The sequence below is a fragment of the Priestia sp. D3YE.R1 genome (assembly GCF_049199565.1).
Lineage (GTDB): Bacteria > Bacillota > Bacilli > Bacillales > Bacillaceae_H > Priestia > Priestia aryabhattai.
The window spans coordinates 1-17,258 of record NZ_JBLTHW010000012.1 but is presented as its reverse complement, the minus strand read 5'-3'; the positions used below and the strand labels follow the sequence as shown (position 1 = coordinate 17,258).

Annotated in this window: 22 protein-coding genes and 1 rRNA gene; 1 reads left to right on the top strand and 22 read right to left on the bottom strand. The window is 37.0% G+C overall.

Going from position 1 to position 17,258, the window contains the following annotated elements; translation table 11 throughout:
- Positions 1-37: 37 nt before the first annotated feature.
- From spoVG to metG, 11 genes are all read right to left on the bottom strand, one after another.
- Complete coding sequence (spoVG, locus tag ACOZIR_RS27095) at positions 38-328, bottom strand: septation regulator SpoVG (RefSeq protein WP_013054864.1); 291 nt, start codon at positions 326-328, stop codon at positions 38-40.
- A gap of 155 nt (positions 329-483) precedes the next feature.
- Positions 484-861, bottom strand: coding sequence for a RidA family protein (locus tag ACOZIR_RS27090; RefSeq protein WP_045294819.1), 378 nt, complete (start codon positions 859-861; stop codon positions 484-486).
- A gap of 21 nt (positions 862-882) precedes the next feature.
- Positions 883-1,704, bottom strand: coding sequence for a pur operon repressor (gene purR, locus ACOZIR_RS27085; protein ID WP_013054862.1), 822 nt, complete (start codon positions 1,702-1,704; stop codon positions 883-885).
- A 56-nt stretch (positions 1,705-1,760) separates the two neighbouring features.
- Positions 1,761-2,630 carry a 4-(cytidine 5'-diphospho)-2-C-methyl-D-erythritol kinase gene (gene ispE, locus ACOZIR_RS27080; RefSeq protein WP_013054861.1) on the bottom strand — a complete coding sequence of 290 codons (870 nt, stop codon included), beginning with the start codon at positions 2,628-2,630 and terminating at the stop codon, positions 1,761-1,763.
- A gap of 198 nt (positions 2,631-2,828) precedes the next feature.
- A complete protein-coding gene (locus ACOZIR_RS27075) occupies positions 2,829-2,999 on the bottom strand; it encodes a small, acid-soluble spore protein, alpha/beta type (protein ID WP_013054860.1) in 171 nt (56 codons plus the stop codon).
- A 194-nt stretch (positions 3,000-3,193) separates the two neighbouring features.
- A complete protein-coding gene (veg, locus tag ACOZIR_RS27070; protein ID WP_013054859.1) occupies positions 3,194-3,427 on the bottom strand; it encodes a biofilm formation stimulator Veg in 234 nt (77 codons plus the stop codon).
- A gap of 273 nt (positions 3,428-3,700) precedes the next feature.
- Positions 3,701-4,573, bottom strand: coding sequence for a sporulation peptidase YabG (gene yabG / locus ACOZIR_RS27065; RefSeq protein WP_025601509.1), 873 nt, complete (start codon positions 4,571-4,573; stop codon positions 3,701-3,703).
- A 77-nt stretch (positions 4,574-4,650) separates the two neighbouring features.
- Positions 4,651-5,529 carry a 16S rRNA (adenine(1518)-N(6)/adenine(1519)-N(6))-dimethyltransferase RsmA gene (gene rsmA, locus ACOZIR_RS27060; protein ID WP_045294821.1) on the bottom strand — a complete coding sequence of 293 codons (879 nt, stop codon included), beginning with the start codon at positions 5,527-5,529 and terminating at the stop codon, positions 4,651-4,653.
- Entirely contained in the window at positions 5,523-6,086 is a 564-nt protein-coding gene (gene rnmV, locus ACOZIR_RS27055; protein ID WP_045294822.1) for a ribonuclease M5, read from the bottom strand. The genes rsmA and rnmV overlap by 7 nt, the downstream gene beginning before the upstream one ends.
- A gap of 222 nt (positions 6,087-6,308) precedes the next feature.
- Positions 6,309-7,079: a TatD family hydrolase gene (locus ACOZIR_RS27050; protein ID WP_045294824.1), complete on the bottom strand. Its 771-nt coding sequence runs from the start codon at positions 7,077-7,079 to the stop codon at positions 6,309-6,311.
- A 71-nt stretch (positions 7,080-7,150) separates the two neighbouring features.
- Complete coding sequence (gene metG / locus ACOZIR_RS27045) at positions 7,151-9,133, bottom strand: methionine--tRNA ligase (protein ID WP_045294825.1); 1,983 nt, start codon at positions 9,131-9,133, stop codon at positions 7,151-7,153.
- 565 nt (positions 9,134-9,698) lie between these two features.
- On the opposite strand from metG, the gene ACOZIR_RS27040 reads away from it, so the two are divergent.
- Positions 9,699-9,989 carry an AbrB/MazE/SpoVT family DNA-binding domain-containing protein gene (locus ACOZIR_RS27040; protein WP_170836841.1) on the top strand — a complete coding sequence of 97 codons (291 nt, stop codon included), beginning with the start codon at positions 9,699-9,701 and terminating at the stop codon, positions 9,987-9,989.
- 32 nt (positions 9,990-10,021) lie between these two features.
- Here the strand turns inward: ACOZIR_RS27040 and rsmI are convergent, their stop codons facing one another.
- From rsmI to rrf, 11 genes are all read right to left on the bottom strand, one after another.
- A complete protein-coding gene (rsmI, locus tag ACOZIR_RS27035) occupies positions 10,022-10,894 on the bottom strand; it encodes a 16S rRNA (cytidine(1402)-2'-O)-methyltransferase (protein WP_045294827.1) in 873 nt (290 codons plus the stop codon).
- Positions 10,872-11,159, bottom strand: coding sequence for a GIY-YIG nuclease family protein (locus ACOZIR_RS27030; protein WP_421536055.1), 288 nt, complete (start codon positions 11,157-11,159; stop codon positions 10,872-10,874). The genes rsmI and ACOZIR_RS27030 overlap by 23 nt, the downstream gene beginning before the upstream one ends.
- Positions 11,146-11,892, bottom strand: coding sequence for a tRNA1(Val) (adenine(37)-N6)-methyltransferase (locus ACOZIR_RS27025; protein WP_045294830.1), 747 nt, complete (start codon positions 11,890-11,892; stop codon positions 11,146-11,148). The genes ACOZIR_RS27030 and ACOZIR_RS27025 overlap by 14 nt, the downstream gene beginning before the upstream one ends.
- Positions 11,893-11,970: 78 nt before the next feature.
- On the bottom strand, positions 11,971-12,336 hold the full coding sequence (gene yabA, locus ACOZIR_RS27020; protein ID WP_013054848.1) for a DNA replication initiation control protein YabA: 366 nt from the start codon (positions 12,334-12,336) through the stop codon (positions 11,971-11,973).
- Positions 12,337-12,350: 14 nt separating this feature from the next.
- Complete coding sequence (locus tag ACOZIR_RS27015; protein ID WP_013054847.1) at positions 12,351-13,178, bottom strand: PSP1 domain-containing protein; 828 nt, start codon at positions 13,176-13,178, stop codon at positions 12,351-12,353.
- A 4-nt stretch (positions 13,179-13,182) separates the two neighbouring features.
- Positions 13,183-14,175, bottom strand: coding sequence for a DNA polymerase III subunit delta' (holB, locus tag ACOZIR_RS27010; RefSeq protein WP_045294832.1), 993 nt, complete (start codon positions 14,173-14,175; stop codon positions 13,183-13,185).
- Positions 14,176-14,208: 33 nt separating this feature from the next.
- Positions 14,209-14,538, bottom strand: a complete 330-nt coding sequence (locus ACOZIR_RS27005; protein ID WP_043979044.1) for a cyclic-di-AMP receptor — start codon at positions 14,536-14,538, stop codon at positions 14,209-14,211.
- 63 nt (positions 14,539-14,601) lie between these two features.
- A complete protein-coding gene (gene tmk, locus ACOZIR_RS27000) occupies positions 14,602-15,228 on the bottom strand; it encodes a dTMP kinase (protein WP_045294835.1) in 627 nt (208 codons plus the stop codon).
- Between the two features lie 16 nt (positions 15,229-15,244).
- Entirely contained in the window at positions 15,245-16,669 is a 1,425-nt protein-coding gene (locus ACOZIR_RS26995) for an aminotransferase class I/II-fold pyridoxal phosphate-dependent enzyme (protein ID WP_421536054.1), read from the bottom strand.
- Between the two features lie 153 nt (positions 16,670-16,822).
- Entirely contained in the window at positions 16,823-17,005 is a 183-nt protein-coding gene (locus ACOZIR_RS26990; protein WP_013054842.1) for a sigma factor G inhibitor Gin, read from the bottom strand.
- 138 nt (positions 17,006-17,143) lie between these two features.
- Positions 17,144-17,258 (bottom strand): 5S ribosomal RNA (rrf, locus tag ACOZIR_RS26985).

Sequence of the window (17,258 nt, the reverse complement as noted above, 5' to 3'; positions counted from 1 at the left end):
AGCCTACTTTTCAGTAGACTCTTAATGTATCATATGTTTACGAAGCACCCGCTTCTTCGAATTCAACTTCTACCTCACCTAAACGATGATATTCTGCTAAAACAGCATCTTGAATCTTTCCGCGAGTATTTGAATTGATTGGATGTGCAATATCACGGAACTCACCATCCGGTGTACGTTTACTTGGCATGGCTACAAATAAGCCATTATTACCATCAATCACACGAATATCATGAACAACAAATTCACCATCTAATGTGATTGAAGCAATCGCTCTCATACGTCCTTCAGTGTTCACGCGGCGTAATCTTACGTCAGTTACTTCCATCTTGTTCACCACCTTTTTCTATGCGAAGCTTTACATACTTAATTCCACAGAATTTTGTGTTTTCCTGCTATTCAGAAAAAATTTTTAGAAAATTTTCGCAAAAAAAGTGAACAATTGGAAGTTACTTGCTTTTTGTTAGAAATTTGTTAATTTAATTACCCTTTAACAAGCGCAATAACTTCAATTTCAACAAGTACATCTTTAGGTAGTCTCGCTACTTCTACACATGAACGTGCCGGCTTATGGTCGCCGAAGTAGTCACCATAGACTTCATTTAACGCTGTGAAGTCGTTCATATCTTTAATGAACACGGTTGCCTTTACAACTGTATTTAGAGAAGCTCCAGCTTCTTCAAGAACTGCTTTTAGATTTTCAAATACTTGAGTAGCTTGTACTTGAACATCGCCTTCGACCAACGTACCATCTGGACGAAGTGGAATTTGACCTGAACTGTAAAACAAGTTATTCACAACAATTCCCTGTGAATATGGACCAATAGCTTGCGGTGCATTTTTTGTTTGAACCTGTAACATATGTTCCTCTCCCTTACTTGATCAAATATATTTTAAGTAATTGCCTTCCTGTACACGAATTTGTTTATCTTTAATATTTACATCTGTTAATTGTACAAGAGACACATACTCATCCACTAAACGTTCTTCAATATCTTCTGATTCTACTAAAACTCCAATACCAGCAACAGTTGCATCGAACTCTTCAAGCAAACTAACCATTCCATTTACAGTGCCGCCAGCTTTCATGAAATCATCAATGATGAGTACATTTGACCCCACCGCTAAACTTCTTTTAGCTAACAGCATCGTTTGAATGCGCTTAGATGAACCTGACACGTAGTTAATACTAACGGTCGATCCTTCAGTTACTTTACTGTCTCTGCGCACAATAACAACGGGCACGTCTAAATACTGAGCAACCGCATACGCAATAGGAATACCTTTTGTTGCTACAGTCATCACAACATCGATTTTGCGGTTAGCAAAAAGCGATGCATACAAGCGACCGATTTTATTCACAACGCGAGGGTTCCCTAAAATATCAGTTAAATATAAATATCCACCTGGCAATAAACGCTCAGGTTTTTCAATCAACCCACATAATTCTTGAACAAGCTGACCGGCTTCTTCATTCGTCATCTTTGGAATGAATTTAACTCCGCCGGCAGCCCCTGGTAGCGTAACCAAGGTTCCGATACCCTGCTGTTCAAAAGTTTGTTTAATAATCGCCATATCTTCGCTAATAGATGATTTTGCGGAATCATATTTATCTGCAAAATACGTAAGAGGGATAAGGCGCTGAGGGTTTTGAATGAAATAGTTGGTCATATCAATTAATCGTCCACTACGTCGAAACTTCATAACATCCTCCTGAAAATCCGAATATTGTAATGTAAATATAACATTAACATACGGATTTATTCAAGCGTTATTCGTTCACCTAGTAACCTAACTGCATAAACTTTATCACAAAAGCCACGTAATCCATTATAAATGCGATGCATACGTGAATCATGCTGTACAAGTCCAAATACAGTCGGCCCACTGCCGCTCATGAGTACAGCATCGGCGCCAAAACGCTTTATTTGTTCTTTAATGAGAGCTACTTCCGGATGCATTTTCAGCGTTACTGCTTCCAATACATTTCCGACAAGGCTACACATTTGATCATAATTTCCTGATTGTATGGCGTGAACCATCTCATCTACTTTAGGATGATCCATCTCCTCAATTTTTAAGTTGCGATATACATCTGCTGTAGAAACACCTATTTCAGGCTTAGCCAAAATCACCCAGCAGCTTGGAGGTGCCTCAATATGCTCTACAATCTCTCCGCGCCCTGTAGCAAGAGCTGTCCCTCCGTACACGCAAAAAGATACGTCAGAGCCAATCTCAGCCCCTATTTCTGCAAGTGTGTCTAATGATAAGCCTAATTCCCATAACGTATTTAAACCGCGTAATGTAGCAGCCGCGTCACTGCTGCCTCCAGCTAATCCAGCAGCTACTGGAATATGTTTATCAATTAATATATTTACACCTTTTGAAATGTTATAACGTCGCTTCAAAATCTGCGCTGCCTGATAAGCGAGATTTCGCTGGTCATCTGGAACAAAGCGATTATGAGAATAAATAACAATTCGTCCATCTTCACGATCAGAAAGTTCAATTCTGTCCGCTAAATCAATTGTTGTCATAATCATCTTAACTTCATGGTAACCATCTGGGCGTTTATGTAACACATCAAGTGACAAATTTATTTTAGCCGGTGCTTTCACCATTAATTTCAACTTACTTCACCTACTTCATCTTATCGAGTTTAACGCTATTTTATCATAAAATGAACAAGATATAGCTGTTCATTTAAACATCTTTGTTTAATCCTCTGTTTTATCTTTCATTTTGGGACAAAAAAACCGAAGCGGTTATACACTTCGGTTTTCCTCATTTCACTTTAAATAATCGTATAAGCATTGATTTTCACTATGCTATTGCTTTAGCTGCTGCTGTGCAAGCTCTACAGCTCGCTTCACCATATTACCTGCGTCTTTTGCCCGAATAGCGCCCCAGCCTTCTGCTTGTACAGTATCGTAAAAACCAAGTTCTTTAGCCAGTTCTTCTTTCAGCTTCGATGACATAATCCCTCTACGCCTTGACATTGCACATGGCTCCTTTACGTATAAAATGAAATTTCAACCTGAATCTCCTCGCTCACTTCCATAAGAAACGCGAGGACGATATGTATAGTATGTATAAAAAATAATGTATATATAATTTGAAAAAAAGACCAATAAAAAAGCAGTAAACCAATGTCCACTGCTCATCACCACTTGCTATATTGCCTATGTCATTCTTAGAAAAATTTTAGTTGCACTGTTTCCGTTAACACATCTGCGTAACTATACGAAACGCGCTCCAAAGAGTTTTCCTCTTGATCTAATTCAACGATAAAAACAGATGGGTACGTTTCTGTTAATACACCTGAACGTTCTACTGTTTTTCTACGACCACCGTTTGCTTTTAAAGTTAATCGTTGGCCTAGGTGCAAATCCAGCGCTTGCTTAATATCAGACAAAGTTTTCGCCATATTGGTCCACCTCACTATGTATAGTGTAACACATGTTAGAAAAATAGTCAAAAACATAAAATTATAACAATCTATCTCTAATTGTGTCAATAAATAATTTTCAACATGAATCTACATTTCGCTGTTAGTATGCTCGTTTTTCAACGAAATATGTATATCTTTAGCAAATATTGAAAATGATTTTGTGTAATTAAGCGTATACTTTGGGTTCATACGAAAAAACAACTGGTTGCACATCATGCGTGTACATGCTGTAACCAGTTGTTTTTATTTCTACTCATCGCTTTCATAAGGCATGCCCGTGCGAAGCAGCCCTTTTGTTTCTACTCCTCCTAAACCTTTAGCACCCGTTAATGTATTACGTAAGACGTCCCATACGTTAATACGATCCGTGAAAGGAGTAAAACTTAGTTTTGCTACTACATACACAGGGTCAAGCGCATGAATATTTACACGCGAAGGTGAACTAGCAAAGTTTGCTCCAGCTTGAATCAATAATTCAAAATGCGATTGACAGGCACCTGCAAAAATCACCAGCTGATCTAAATTACCAACTCTTTTTCTTGCTTCTTGGACTGTTTGAATATAGTGCTTGGAATGTCTATAAGCAAGGAGATCATCTTTATTTCCTTTTCCTTTGGAATAGGCATCATGCCCTGTCAGCACCAGAATATCGGGTCTTACATCCTCAATTAGCTTTCCAACTTTCTCCGGCATTTCTGACTCTACGCAATGAACACCATAAACAGGAACACCAATTTTTTCGTAAACTAACAAACATTTACGTAAATAATTAGGGTCTCCGTCTACGTGCAGGACCTTTCCTGGAATTTGAAATAAGCGATGTGAATGGCTGTATCCATTTGTCATGCTATATTCAGTTTTCTCTCGAACGAGCCGATAATCCTGTTGAATAAGCTCCAAGGATCTTTCTAAAAGTTCTTCTTCTTGTTTTTTTCTTTGATCCTGTTCTTTAGCATCCACAACCTCTAGATCTGTACAAGGAGCGTCGGCAATCAACCGAACGTCTTCTCCTATTAAAGTCGCATATTTCCCCGCTTCGCTGTCATTAATAGCTATAACACGAAAAAGCAAATCTCTTTGATAAGAAGGTCGTGTAACTATATCACCAATTTTGATGTTCATATGCTTCACTCCGTCTTTGCTACTTCAAAAATAAATTCTCTTCATAGCCTATGACTTCATGATAAAAATGTGATGATTTAGCGAAATGATTTTAAAAGTTGGTCACTTAACGTTCCGAATTCTTGAATAGACAGCGTTTCGCCTCTTCTTTTCGGATCAATTTCAGCAGTTGCAAGTGCTTGCTCAATGTCCGCTTTTTTCTGCTTCCCATTTGGCAAGTTGTTCACTAGATTGTTTAAAATGGTTTTTCGGCGCTGTCCAAAACTTGCTCGTACAACTTGGAAGAAGAATGCTTCATCTTGTACTTCTACCGCTGGCTTCGGTCTTCTCAGCAGCCGAATAACAGCTGAATCTACATTAGGCTGCGGATTAAATACTGTTTTAGGCACAATCATAACCGTCTCAGCCTCTGTATAGTATTGAATCGCAATAGAAAGTGACCCGTACTCTTTTGTTCCCGGTTTAGCTGCTATACGGTCGGCAACTTCTTTTTGAAGCATAACAACGATTCCCCGTACCGGAATTTGCTCCTCTAATAATTTCATCAAAATTGGTGTCGTCACGTAATACGGTAAATTCGCAACGACCATTAAATCTTCTATGTTTTCGAATTCTTGTTCGAGCGTCTCTTTTAAATCCGCTTTTAACACATCTTGATGAATAACTTTTGCATTTGGGTAAGGAGAAAGAGTATCGGCTAAAATCGGAAGCAGACGCTGGTCGATTTCAAATGCCAGTACTTTTTTTGCGCGCTTTGCTAGCTGTTCAGTTAACGCTCCGATACCAGGTCCAATTTCAATTGCTCCCGTTTCTTCTGTTATTTCTGCATGATCAACAATACGATGTAAAATGTTCGTATCAATTAAAAAATTTTGTCCCAAACTCTTTTTAAATGTAAAACCGTATTTCTTTAAAATTTCCTTGGTTCGATTAGGCGTTGCAATATCTTTTAACACGATTCCTTTTCCTCCTTATTTATCTGCTCAACAGCTTTGATAAACTCCTCTTTTGAAATTTGGAACATCTGTAATCGTTTATGGAGCTGCTTTCCGTTGGCATAGCCTATTTTTAATAACTTTCCTATTCTTTCACGTCTAGACTTGGCTTGACTATCTCCTACCAAACGAGCTACGATTAAATCCTCTTGAGAAATCTCCATATCTGCTTCTACCCACTCTTGCTTTACATCTTTTAGTGCTTTTTGAATAGACGCAATAGAAGCATGTTCAACTCCAATACCTTTGCCGTTTTTAGGGCGAGCCTCTTCTTTATCTAAAAATGCATGTTTACATCCTGGAACACGTTCTGAAACAATATTTCGAATTCGCTGTCCTGGGTAATCTGGATCTGTAAAAATAATCACGCCTCTTGTTTTTTGAGCTAATTTTACTTTTTCGATGGTTTCTTCATTTACAGCTGATCCATTTGTCTCGATGGTATCTGCATCCACTGCACGTTTAATCGCTACAGTGTCGTCCCGACCTTCTACTACAATAATTTCTTTAATCTTCATTTCTTCCTCCAAAACATTCAGTTTTGTTCATTTGCTTTTCAGTAAAAATGAAATGCTCGTCACTCACATCATTTTTCTTCTATGAAATCAACGTTTTATCTTATTATCAACTAAATTAAAAAGCACTATCTGTTATTTTAACTGAAAAAGGCAGAGGATAACATTCTCCTCTGCGCCTATCTTTACTTTAACACGAAAATGATTGTTATATGAGAAAAAGTTTTAATCATTAATGCCAAATAGCTTTTTGGCGTTAGCTGTTGTAATATCAGCCAATTCTTCATACGTTATCCCTTTTAACTCTGCAATTTGCTCCGCTACGTATGACACATAACCAGGTTCATTGCGCTTGCCGCGGAATGGATGAGGAGTTAGATAAGGACAGTCTGTTTCAATTAATAGTTTATCTAAAGGAAGTTCTGCAGCAACTTCTTTTGGTTTTTTTGCATTTTTAAATGTAACAGGTCCACCAAAAGAAATATACATATTCATATCCATACACTGCTTCGCTACTTCAATACTGCCCGTGAAGCAATGCATAATCCCGCCTACTTCTTCTACATGCTCTTCTTTTAAAATTGTTACTACGTCTTCCGTTGCATCACGATTATGAATAATGATAGGTAAATTCACTTTGCGCGCTAAGCGAATTTGACGGCGAAATACGTCCTTTTGAACCTCTTTAGGTGATTTATCCCAATGATAGTCTAATCCCATCTCTCCTAAAGCCACAACTTTCGGATGCTGAGCTAACTCTTCAATCCAAGCTAAGTGCTCATCCGTCATATCAATTGCATCTACTGGATGCCATCCTACACTAGCATAGATAAATTCGTACGTTTCAGCTATTTGAATAGCTTTTTTAATGGTAGGTTCATCAAATCCAACAACCACCATGTTTTGAACACCTTTTTCTAACGCGCGATTAATTACTTCTTGCAAATCATCTTCATACTGTTCTGCGTTTAAATGAACATGTGTATCAAACAACATCTAATCGATCCTTTCCATGAATAAAAGGGGGTCCTCGCATGTTACACGTGAAACACCCCTTTTACCTATACTTATTTTATCTTCGTGCCGTTTGCTAAGTTTTGATCTACGCTTGCTAGTGAAAGACCATTCTCATCTTCACCCGCTAAAATCATTCCTTGTGATAGTTCGCCGCGCAGTTTTACAGGTTTTAAGTTGGTTACACAAATTACTTTGCGACCTACTAATTCTTCAGGCTTATAAAACTTGGCAATACCTGATACAACTTGGCGTTTTTCATAGCCAAGATCAAGCTGCAGCTTTAATAGTTTATCTGCCTTTTTAACTGGTTCTACTTGCGTAACTTGCGCTACACGAAGCTCTACTTTCATGAAATCATCAATCGTAATCTCTTCAGAAGGCTCTTCCTTTATAACAGGTTTTTCTTCTTTCGGAGCACTTCCTTGCATCTGCTCTTTAATAAATGCTACCTCTTCTTCTCGATCTAGACGAGGGAACATTGGCTCACCTTTTTCTACTTTTGTGCCTTCTTTAAGCATATTAAAGCGCGTCGTGCTTTCCCACGTTTTTAACACACCTTCTTTTACACCGATCTGAGCAAAAATTTTCTCAGGTGTACGTGTTAAGAATGGCTGTAGTAATACAGCAATGTGACGAATTGATTCAGCTAGATGTGTCATAACGGAAGCAAGTTCTGCACGCTTATTCTCATCTTTTGCTAACGCCCAAGGCTGCGTTTCATCAATGTATTTATTCGTGCGGCTTACATATTGCCAGATAGAAGCAAGAGCCACTGAAAACTCCATATCCTCCATCGCTTCTTCATATTTATTTACTGTATCTTTTTGAGCTTGTACGATAAGTGCATCAAACTCTGTTACATTTCCTTCATAAGTCGGAATAACACCATCAAAATACTTATTAATCATCGCCACTGTACGATTAACTAGGTTGCCAAGGTCATTTGCTAAGTCAAAGTTAATACGTTCAACAAACGCTTCTGGTGTGAATACACCGTCTGAACCGAATGGAACTTCACGAAGTAAGTAGTAACGAAGGGCATCTAATCCATAACGGTCAATCAATGTCACTGGGTCTACTACATTCCCTTTTGACTTCGACATCTTTCCATCTTTCATTAATAACCAGCCGTGAGCAAATACTTTCTTAGGAAGTGGCAAATCAAGTGCCATCAACATGATTGGCCAATAAATAGTATGGAAACGTACGATTTCTTTTCCTACTAAATGTACGTTAGCCGGCCAGTATTTTCGATAGTTTTCATCGTTCTCTGTATCATACCCAAGAGAGGTGATATAGTTAGAAAGCGCATCAATCCATACGTAAATAACGTGTTTTGGGTTACCTGGAACTTTTACCCCCCAATCAAACGTCGTACGAGAAACAGCTAAGTCTTCAAGGCCAGGCTTAATAAAATTATTGATCATTTCGTTTTTACGGGATTCTGGTTGAATAAATGAAGGGTTTTCTTCATAAAAAGCTAGTAAACGATCTACGTATTTCCCCATTTTAAAGAAATAGGACTCTTCTCGAACGAGCTCTACAGGGTGTCCGCTATCCGGGCTTTTTCCGCCTACAACTTTTCCATTTTCAACGATTGGATCTACTAGTTGATGCTCTGTATAGTACGTCTCATCGGGAACTGAGTACCAACCTTCATACTCATCAAGATAAATATCACCTTGTTCTAAAAGGCGCGCGAAAATCTTTTCCACGATTTCTTTATGTCTTGGTTCTGTTGTACGGATAAAATCGTCATACGAAATATCCATCTTATCCCAAAGCTCTTTGATTCCAGAGACAATATCATCTACGTATTGCTGAGGTGTCACGTTTTTCTCTTCTGCTTTTCGCTGAATTTTTTGACCATGTTCATCCGTACCTGTTAAATAACGTACGTCAAACCCTCTCAAACGTTTATAACGAGCCATTGCATCTCCCGCTACCGTCGTATATGCGTGCCCTATATGTAATTTACCACTCGGATAATAAATCGGCGTAGTAATGTAAAATGTATTATTTCCATCTGCCATGTTCATAACCTCCAACATTCCATTTCAACATTTTGATTTATATGGATGTAATCATATAAACCCTGTCTTCTTATTCTACTATCTATCATACTATTTTACATGATAATTTCAAAACATTCTCTTCCTATATACATGGGAATATGACGGATTCACTTCATTTTTAAATAATCGTTATTTTTCCAAAAAATAATCCTGTTAATTGTATCAGCTTCGCCCTATTTTTATATAAAATATACCCCCATTCAAAAAGTCACTTTGATAAAAACGACAAATAGGTCTAATTTTGTCGTTTTATGTCGAAATATATTTACCCTATCTTCAAAATAGTTAATATCAAGCTATTTAGGGAATTAATCTTTTTTCCAACGAAACCCCTTGTCATCCCTTGACTGACGGTCACAATTAGCTTGTAAACAAGTCTCGAAAAAATTTTTTCCCAGCTACATTTTTTTACATATAAAATGATTGACTAGTTTTGGAAACGCTGGTATTATGAAAGTACGTTGAAATTGTCGAATAATGACGAAAGTAATAACATAGAAAAATGATTATCGAGAGGAGAACGATTAACATGAAATCTACAGGTATTGTTCGTAAAGTTGATGAATTAGGACGCGTAGTAATTCCAATTGAATTACGTCGTACATTAGGAATTGCAGAGAAAGATGCTCTAGAAATCTATGTAGATGAAGAGCGCATCATCTTAAAGAAATATAAACCAAACATGACTTGCCAAGTAACAGGTGAAGTATCTGATGATAACATTCAACTTGCTAGCGGTAAATTAATTCTAAGCCGTGAAGGTGCAGAACAAATCATGAAAGAACTTCAAGATTCTTTACAAGCTTCTAAATAAAACGAAAAGCTGTCTATGATAGACAGCTTTTTTTAATGTACGTGATATTCACTATAAATGTCTCGCTTTGACACATCTCGGTCTTTTGCCACTTGCTTAATAGCTTCTTTGTTTGAAAGTCCTTCTTCTACATAGTGATCAACATGCTCGATAATAGTGAGATGTTCCCACCATAGATTACTTTCATCTGGCGCTTCTTCATTTGTTCCTTCAAGAATTAAGCAGAATTCGCCTCTAATATCTGTGGAATTTGTCCATTCAATTGCTTCTAATACGCTTCCTCTTAAAAATTCTTCATAGCGCTTTGTTAACTCTCTACATAATACAATAGATCGGTTCCCTAAAATTTCTTCTATACTTTTTAGCGTTTCTTTTAATCGATGAGGGGCTTCATAAAATATCATGCTTTCCTTAATATACTGAAGCTCTTGAAGCTGTTCTTTACGCTGCTTTTTATTTCTGTTTAAAAATCCATAAAAATAAAACTGCCCCGTAGGTAGTCCAGAAGCAATTAAAGCTGTTAATGCTGCGTTAGGCCCCGGCAGCGGAACAACCGTATATCCTTCTTTAACGGCAGCTACCACTAACTCATAACCAGGATCTGAAATACAAGGCATCCCTGCGTCGCTTACTAAAGCAATATTTTTTTCACTGTCTAAGTCCCTTAACAGCTGTTCACTTTTTGTATGTTTATTATGTTCATGATAACTTGTAATAGGCGTATCGATCTCAAAGTGGTTACATAGTTTTTTCGTTTGTCTCGTATCTTCTGCGGCAATATAATCAACTTCTTTTAAAATTCGAATCGCACGAAATGTCATATCCTCTAAGTTTCCAATAGGAGTGGGAACTAAGTATAAAACGCCTCGTTCATTCGATACATCATAACTTTTTTGTGATTTCATTCTGCTTTTCTTGCTCCCTTCGAATGTAAGCCTGTTTTTGCACTCTGCTTAACTGTTTGAACCAATACTCTTTTTGCATAGCTTCTGTTTTAGAAGCAAACACCTCATGCCAAATTAATGAAACAGGCCTTCTTGCTCTCGTATATATTGCCCCTTTCCCTTCATTATGGACAGAAATACGTTTTTGCAAATTATTCGTGTAACCAGCGTAATACGTACAGTCCTTGCATTCAACTACATAAAAATAATGATTATTTTGTTCCATATAAAATCCTTTTTAATTCATCCGTGTATTCATCGTTATCTTGATAGACCACAAGCGGAGGAAGAATCTTTAAATCTGGACTTCCATCCTTCGTACCTTCAATTAAAAGTGTATTTGCTTCTTTTCCATCTTTAGGATAGACAAACTGAAGTCTCTTTGGCTCTAAACGATATTGCCTCATTAACGTAACGATATCTAATAGTCTTCCTGGACGGTGAACTAATGCCACTTTTCCACCTTGTTTCACTAGTTGACTGCTGGCTCTAATCACATCTTCCAACGAACAATGAATTTCGTGGCGAGCGATTGCAAAGTGTTCGTTTTCATTTATTTCTTCTTTACTAGATGTGGTGAAATAAGGAGGATTGCATGTTACAACATCATATTTTCCATAACCCAGTTCTTGAGGTGCATTTTTTAAATCACCATGTATCATTTTAATCTGCCCATCCAGCTGATTATACGCAATGCTTCTTTGCGCCATACTGTGTAGCCGCTCTTGAATTTCTACACCAATGATTTTTCCCTTTGTTCGTTTAGATAAAAATAGTGGGATTACACCGTTTCCTGAACATAAATCAACCAAGTTACCTTTACGAATTGGGACATAAGCAAAGTGAGATAAAAGCACAGCATCCAATGAAAAGGAAAAGACAGACGGACTTTGAATAATGCGCATCTCCTCATCGGCTAATAGATAATCTAAACGTTCATCTCCATATAACTCAACCATAATCGTTCTTCTCCTTGTACATCTATTATTTACATCTTTTACTCATAAAAAGAACCTCTCCAAAAGGGAGAGGTGTTGTTACTTTTTATTTAAAAATGACAAGCAAAACAAACAGTCTCCATCTTTACGCACACTTCCATAATGAATGTTACAAATATGAAAACCCTCTTGGTAAAGGCGAGCCAAATTGTCATATCCTTCTCCGATATCAATTTGTTTTTGCTCCTTTGTTTGAGCGCTTGCTTTTGAATGTCTATTTTTCAGCTTCGTTTCGAAGTTTGTCTGGTCAAGGCGACGGCGCAAATGATCATTTTCTATTTGCAGATGATGATTTTCTTCAATTAGCTCAGCAAGATGCTCTTTCAACTCACCTAACTGCTTATATAAATGACCAATTTGTTCCTCCATGTTTGTCACCGAATCAAAAATCTCTTTTTTATCCACCTTTGCCCACCTCGTTAATCTGTGGCTTGAAACGAAACAGCACCTTCATTATTGATCTCATCCAGAGTATACTCTAAAATTTGTTCGTGATCTGACAGTTCCACTTGAATAATTCTTTCCAAAATATTCAAACCCACTACACGTCCTGAACCGTCTGAAGTTTTAATTGTTGAGCCTATATCAGGAAGCTGTTCTTTTGCCGTTTCATACTCATCATTTTCATATTTTAAACAACACATCAAACGTCCGCATAAACCAGAAATTTTCGTTGGATTAAGCGATAGGTTTTGGTCTTTGGCCATCTTAATAGAAACCGGCTCAAAATCACCTAAAAACGTTGAGCAACATAGCATACGTCCACAAGGGCCTATCCCGCCCAACAGTTTTGCCTCGTCTCGCACACCAATTTGACGAAGCTCAATTCGCGTACGGAAAATAGCAGCTAAATCTTTAACTAACTCTCTAAAATCAATACGGCCGTCTGCTGTAAAATAAAAAATGACTTTATTACGATCAAACGTATATTCTACATCTACTAACTTCATATCTAAATCATGTGATTGAATTTTTTGCACGCATACGTCATACGCTTCTCTAGCAGCTTGTTTATTTTCATCCACAATCAGCCTGTCTTTTTGTTCAGCAATGCGGATTACTTTTTTCAAAGGAAGTACGACATCGTGTTCACTTACTTGCTTTTTGTTAATAACCACTCTGCCAAATTCAACACCACGAACTGTTTCTACAATAACAAACTCACCATCTGGAATTGTAAGTTCTCCAGGGTCAAAATAATATATTTTTCCCGCTTTTTTAAAGCGAACGCCTACTACATCATACAAGCTTTTATCCCTCCTGCAAATCCAACACCAGCTGTTCCATTAATAACTGTAGATTCATATTTGAATTTAATTTATTTTTGGCCTTCAAGATAACCTCTAAGCGGTAAATCGCTTTTTCCTGCGTTGTCTGAAGAGCTTGCTGTTTTAATTCTTCTATTTTATGACGATAGACGATTTTAGACTCTTGTCCAACTTGCAGCGTCAACAAATCACGATAAAGAAGCATCAATAAAGTTAAACCAATATGAGCTTGTTCTTTTTCTTTAAAATGTGTTACCCACTTTTCATGAATAAAAAGAAGAGCTTGTTGAGGTCTCGTTGTTAACACTTCATATAATTGTATCACTAACTTTATTGCAAGTCCAAACCATTCATCTTTACTTAATTCAATTGCTTCATCAATGCTGTTTGTTAAATTAGACAAGATGGACGCATCCGCTGAGGAAAGGCCATTTTCTATTAGTTTTTCAGCTAACTGTTCTGGTGTAAGAGATCGAAATGATATTACTTGGCAACGTGAGATAATCGTATCTAATAAGCGCTGTATATTTTCTGTTAATAAAATTGCATAAGTTCCGTTGCCAGGCTCTTCTAAAAATTTCAGTAAACTATTTGCTGCGCTTACTGTCATTTTATCAACATGATTCACAATATATAACTTTTTATTAGATTCAACACCGGTTTTTGTGAATTCTGATTGCAAGAATTGAATTTGCTCTTTTTTAATCGATAAACCAGCTGGCTCAATCAAGTGAATATCTGGATGATTACCTGAATCAATTCGCCGGCAGTTACTGCACTCATGGCATGGCCTATGATTAACTGGATTTTGGCAAAACAGTGCTTTAGCAAACAAAAAACTAATTTGTTTTTTACCTGTTCCTTTGCTTCCTTCAAATAAATAAGCATGAGCAACGCGCTCTTTAAGTAAGCTGTTTTGCAAAATCTTTAATACGTTCGGCTGAAGAGCTTCAAGCTGTTCCCATGTATTTCCCATTCAATCATCACTTTCTATTTAAAATCTTCTCTCTTAAAATTGATGAAATTGATCTACTGGTAGTACGAATACTGTAGCTCCGCCCACTTCAACTTCAACAGGATACGGAATGTATGAATCTGCATTACCGCCCATCGGTGCCACAGGAGAAATCATCTGTCTGCGGTTTTCACATTGGCCTTTAATAATATCAAGTACTTCATCTACTTTATGATCATCTGTACCAATCATAATTGTTGTATTCCCTGATTTTAAGAATCCGCCCGTACTTGATAATTTGGTTGAACGAAACCCTCTTTCTACAAGTGCATTTAAAAGCTTTGAGCTATCTGAATCTTGAATAACGGTCATTACTAATTTCATGAATAACACCTCATTTTACTTTTTTGTTAAGAATAGTATAGCAAGAATAACGATCATCTGTATTTATTTTAAAATCGATTGTATCTGTTTATAAGCTTCGGCACAGACTTTTTCAACGGATTGATTTGCATCAATTCGGCGAATACGTTCTGGAAATTCACTCAAAAGAGATAAATATCCATCTCGTACTTTGTAATGAAAGTCTAAGGATTCTAAATCTAATCGATTAATCTCATCTTTTCGACCTTTATTAATTCTTTCTAATCCTACCTCAGGATCAATATCAAAATATAAAGTGGCCTGTGGCATCGTTTGCTCAATAGCAAATTGATTAATAGCAAAAATATCTTCTACACCTATACCTCGCGCATTTCCTTGATAAGCAAGTGAGCTATCAATAAAACGGTCACATAATACTATATTCCCTTTATTTAGCTCAGGAATCACTTTTTCTACAAGATGTTGTCTTCTAGCCGCAGCGTAAAGAAGTGCTTCAGTTCTGGCATCCATTTCCGTGTTAGACGGATTTAAGATGATTTCACGAATTTGTTCAGCAATTCGTATGCCTCCAGGCTCTCTTGTTAATACAATGGTATACCCATCTTGTATTAATTTTTGTTGAACCATATGGATGATGGTTGTCTTACCAGCACCCTCTGGCCCTTCGAATGTAATAAACGTTCCTGACATGTATAAATTCCTTTCTCTATTTAAATACTTCTATCTTTCCTTCTTCCATACAAGAGCCGCCTTGAATATGACCATTTAACCTTTGAATATGCAAAATATAATCAATATGATTGCTTGTAATCGTTTCTCCCTCCATTAAAATAGGAATTCCAGGAGGGTATGGAATAATAGATTGTGCGCTTACACACCCAATCGCTTCTTCAAACGAACACATATGCTTTGTCCTTAGTTTTCTTTCTTCCATAGACAGGAGAACCGTTGCTCTTGAAAAACGAAATGGTTTGATGAGTGGTTTTTCATATGACTTACGCTGTATATTCGCTACTGCTTGTCTAACCCGCTTAATTGTATCATTAAAATCCCAACTGCTGCTTAACGGTAGAACAAACAATACATAGTTAACGTCAGCTAGTTCTGTATAAATATCTTGCTTTTCCAGTTCCTTTTGCAAATGATATCCTGTTGCCGCCGAACAAGTCAATGTCATTTTCAAAAGGTCGGTAGCAGTTTGATCTGTTTCTACATCAATAGTTGAAAGTGTATCAATCTTATTAATCTTTTCAACAAACGAATGAATATTGTCAGTCACTCTATCGATATCATGCTGTGTAAACTGTTGCAGATAATACCGTGCTAAATCGAGAGAAGCCATAATAGGGTATGAAGGACTGCTTGACTGCAGTACTTGTAGATAATGCCGTACCGCTTGCTTATTTACTAATGTTCCTTGCATATGTAAATAAGAACCCATTGTCATAGCTGGCAGCGTTTTATGTGCTGACTGAACGACAAGGTCGGCTCCATACGTAACAGCTGAAGAAGGAAAGGGATTCCCTAAAATAAAATGGGCTCCATGAGCTTCATCAATAACTATAGGAATATGGTAGCTATGAATAAAGTCAATGGTCTCCTTTAAATTTCGTGCCACCCCGTAGTAAGTAGGATTTGTTAATACAAATGCTTTTATATCCTCAGAACGCTCTAAAGCCGCTTTAATTGTTTTAATGGATACACCTGTACTAAGATGTGTTTTTGAATCTATTTCAGGAGCTAAAAAAATAGGTGATGCCTTTGATAAAGCAATAGCATTAAAAATAGATTTATGAGAATCTCTTTGAACAGCAATTTTATCTCCTTCTTGACAAAGAGATAAAATTGCTGCGAGATTGCCTACAGTAGAACCATTAACTAAAAAAAAACTTTCATCTACTCCATACAACTTTGCCGTTAACTCTTGTGCTTCTTTAATAACAGATTCTGCTTCATGTAAATCATCTAATCCGCTAATTTCTGTTAGATCGTATTGCAAAAAGTCTGCGTAAGAAGGCTGAATATGTGAAGGTAGAATTTGACCATTTTTATGGCCGGGCACGTGGTAAGAGAGTGATCTCTTTTCGCTGTGCCTTACTAAACGGTTATATAAAGGTAAATATGTATCCATACATCCATTCCTTACTTTTTGTAAATATAACATTATTAACTTGATAAAAGAATATGTAAGTATTTTTCCTATCAAAATTCATTTTTCTTTCATTATAACAAACTTAGATGATTTTTTTGAGCCATATAAAGAAGCCCTTATAAAAAAGGGCTTTTAGTAAGAAAACGCTCCTGATATTCTCTTTAATTGATCTACTAACAATTGATAACGAAAATGAGATGAATCCACCTCTACAATCTCTACCTCGCAGTGTTGGCATATAAAGCTGGAAAACACCTCAATACCCTTTGTATGCTGTTCATGGCAAACGGAACATGTTTTAATTTGTTTTTCCATTACTCTCCACCTCCACTAAATAAGTATCGACAAGATGTAACTTGTTTATGCAGTTCATTTACCCCATTTTATGTAGATAGCTTATACTCTGTGAATAATAAAAAAAGACTAGCTAAAATAGCTAGTCTTTTTTCAAGTGCCTGGCAACGTCCTACTCTCACAGGGACAAAGTCCCAACTACCATTGGCGCTAAAGAGCTTAACTTCCGTGTTCGGTATGGGAACGGGTGTGACCTCTTCGCTATCGCCACCAG

Bases quoted from the DNA above. Each gene is read 5' to 3' on its own strand.
- holB (WP_045294832.1), bottom strand. From the start codon at position 14,175: ATGGGAAATACATGGGAACAGCTTGAAGCTCTTCAGCCGAACGTATTA.
- ACOZIR_RS27030 (WP_421536055.1), bottom strand. From the start codon at position 11,159: ATGGAACAAAATAATCATTATTTTTATGTAGTTGAATGCAAGGACTGT.
- veg (WP_013054859.1), bottom strand. From the start codon at position 3,427: ATGGCGAAAACTTTGTCTGATATTAAGCAAGCGCTGGATTTGCACCTA.
- metG (WP_045294825.1), bottom strand. From the start codon at position 9,133: ATGGCAGATGGAAATAATACATTTTACATTACTACGCCGATTTATTAT.
- spoVG (WP_013054864.1), bottom strand. From the start codon at position 328: ATGGAAGTAACTGACGTAAGATTACGCCGCGTGAACACTGAAGGACGT.
- yabG (WP_025601509.1), bottom strand. From the start codon at position 4,573: ATGAACATCAAAATTGGTGATATAGTTACACGACCTTCTTATCAAAGA.
- ACOZIR_RS27050 (WP_045294824.1), bottom strand. From the start codon at position 7,079: ATGTTGTTTGATACACATGTTCATTTAAACGCAGAACAGTATGAAGAT.
- ACOZIR_RS27025 (WP_045294830.1), bottom strand. From the start codon at position 11,892: ATGGTTGAGTTATATGGAGATGAACGTTTAGATTATCTATTAGCCGAT.
- ACOZIR_RS26995 (WP_421536054.1), bottom strand. From the start codon at position 16,669: ATGGATACATATTTACCTTTATATAACCGTTTAGTAAGGCACAGCGAA.
- purR (WP_013054862.1), bottom strand. From the start codon at position 1,704: ATGAAGTTTCGACGTAGTGGACGATTAATTGATATGACCAACTATTTC.
- tmk (WP_045294835.1), bottom strand. From the start codon at position 15,228: ATGTCAGGAACGTTTATTACATTCGAAGGGCCAGAGGGTGCTGGTAAG.
- ACOZIR_RS26990 (WP_013054842.1), bottom strand. From the start codon at position 17,005: ATGGAAAAACAAATTAAAACATGTTCCGTTTGCCATGAACAGCATACA.
- ACOZIR_RS27090 (WP_045294819.1), bottom strand. From the start codon at position 861: ATGTTACAGGTTCAAACAAAAAATGCACCGCAAGCTATTGGTCCATAT.
- ACOZIR_RS27075 (WP_013054860.1), bottom strand. From the start codon at position 2,999: ATGTCAAGGCGTAGAGGGATTATGTCATCGAAGCTGAAAGAAGAACTG.
- rsmI (WP_045294827.1), bottom strand. From the start codon at position 10,894: ATGAAATCACAAAAAAGTTATGATGTATCGAATGAACGAGGCGTTTTA.
- ACOZIR_RS27005 (WP_043979044.1), bottom strand. From the start codon at position 14,538: ATGAAATTAGTAATGACCGTTATTCAAGATTCAGATAGCTCAAAGCTT.
- rnmV (WP_045294822.1), bottom strand. From the start codon at position 6,086: ATGAAGATTAAAGAAATTATTGTAGTAGAAGGTCGGGACGACACTGTA.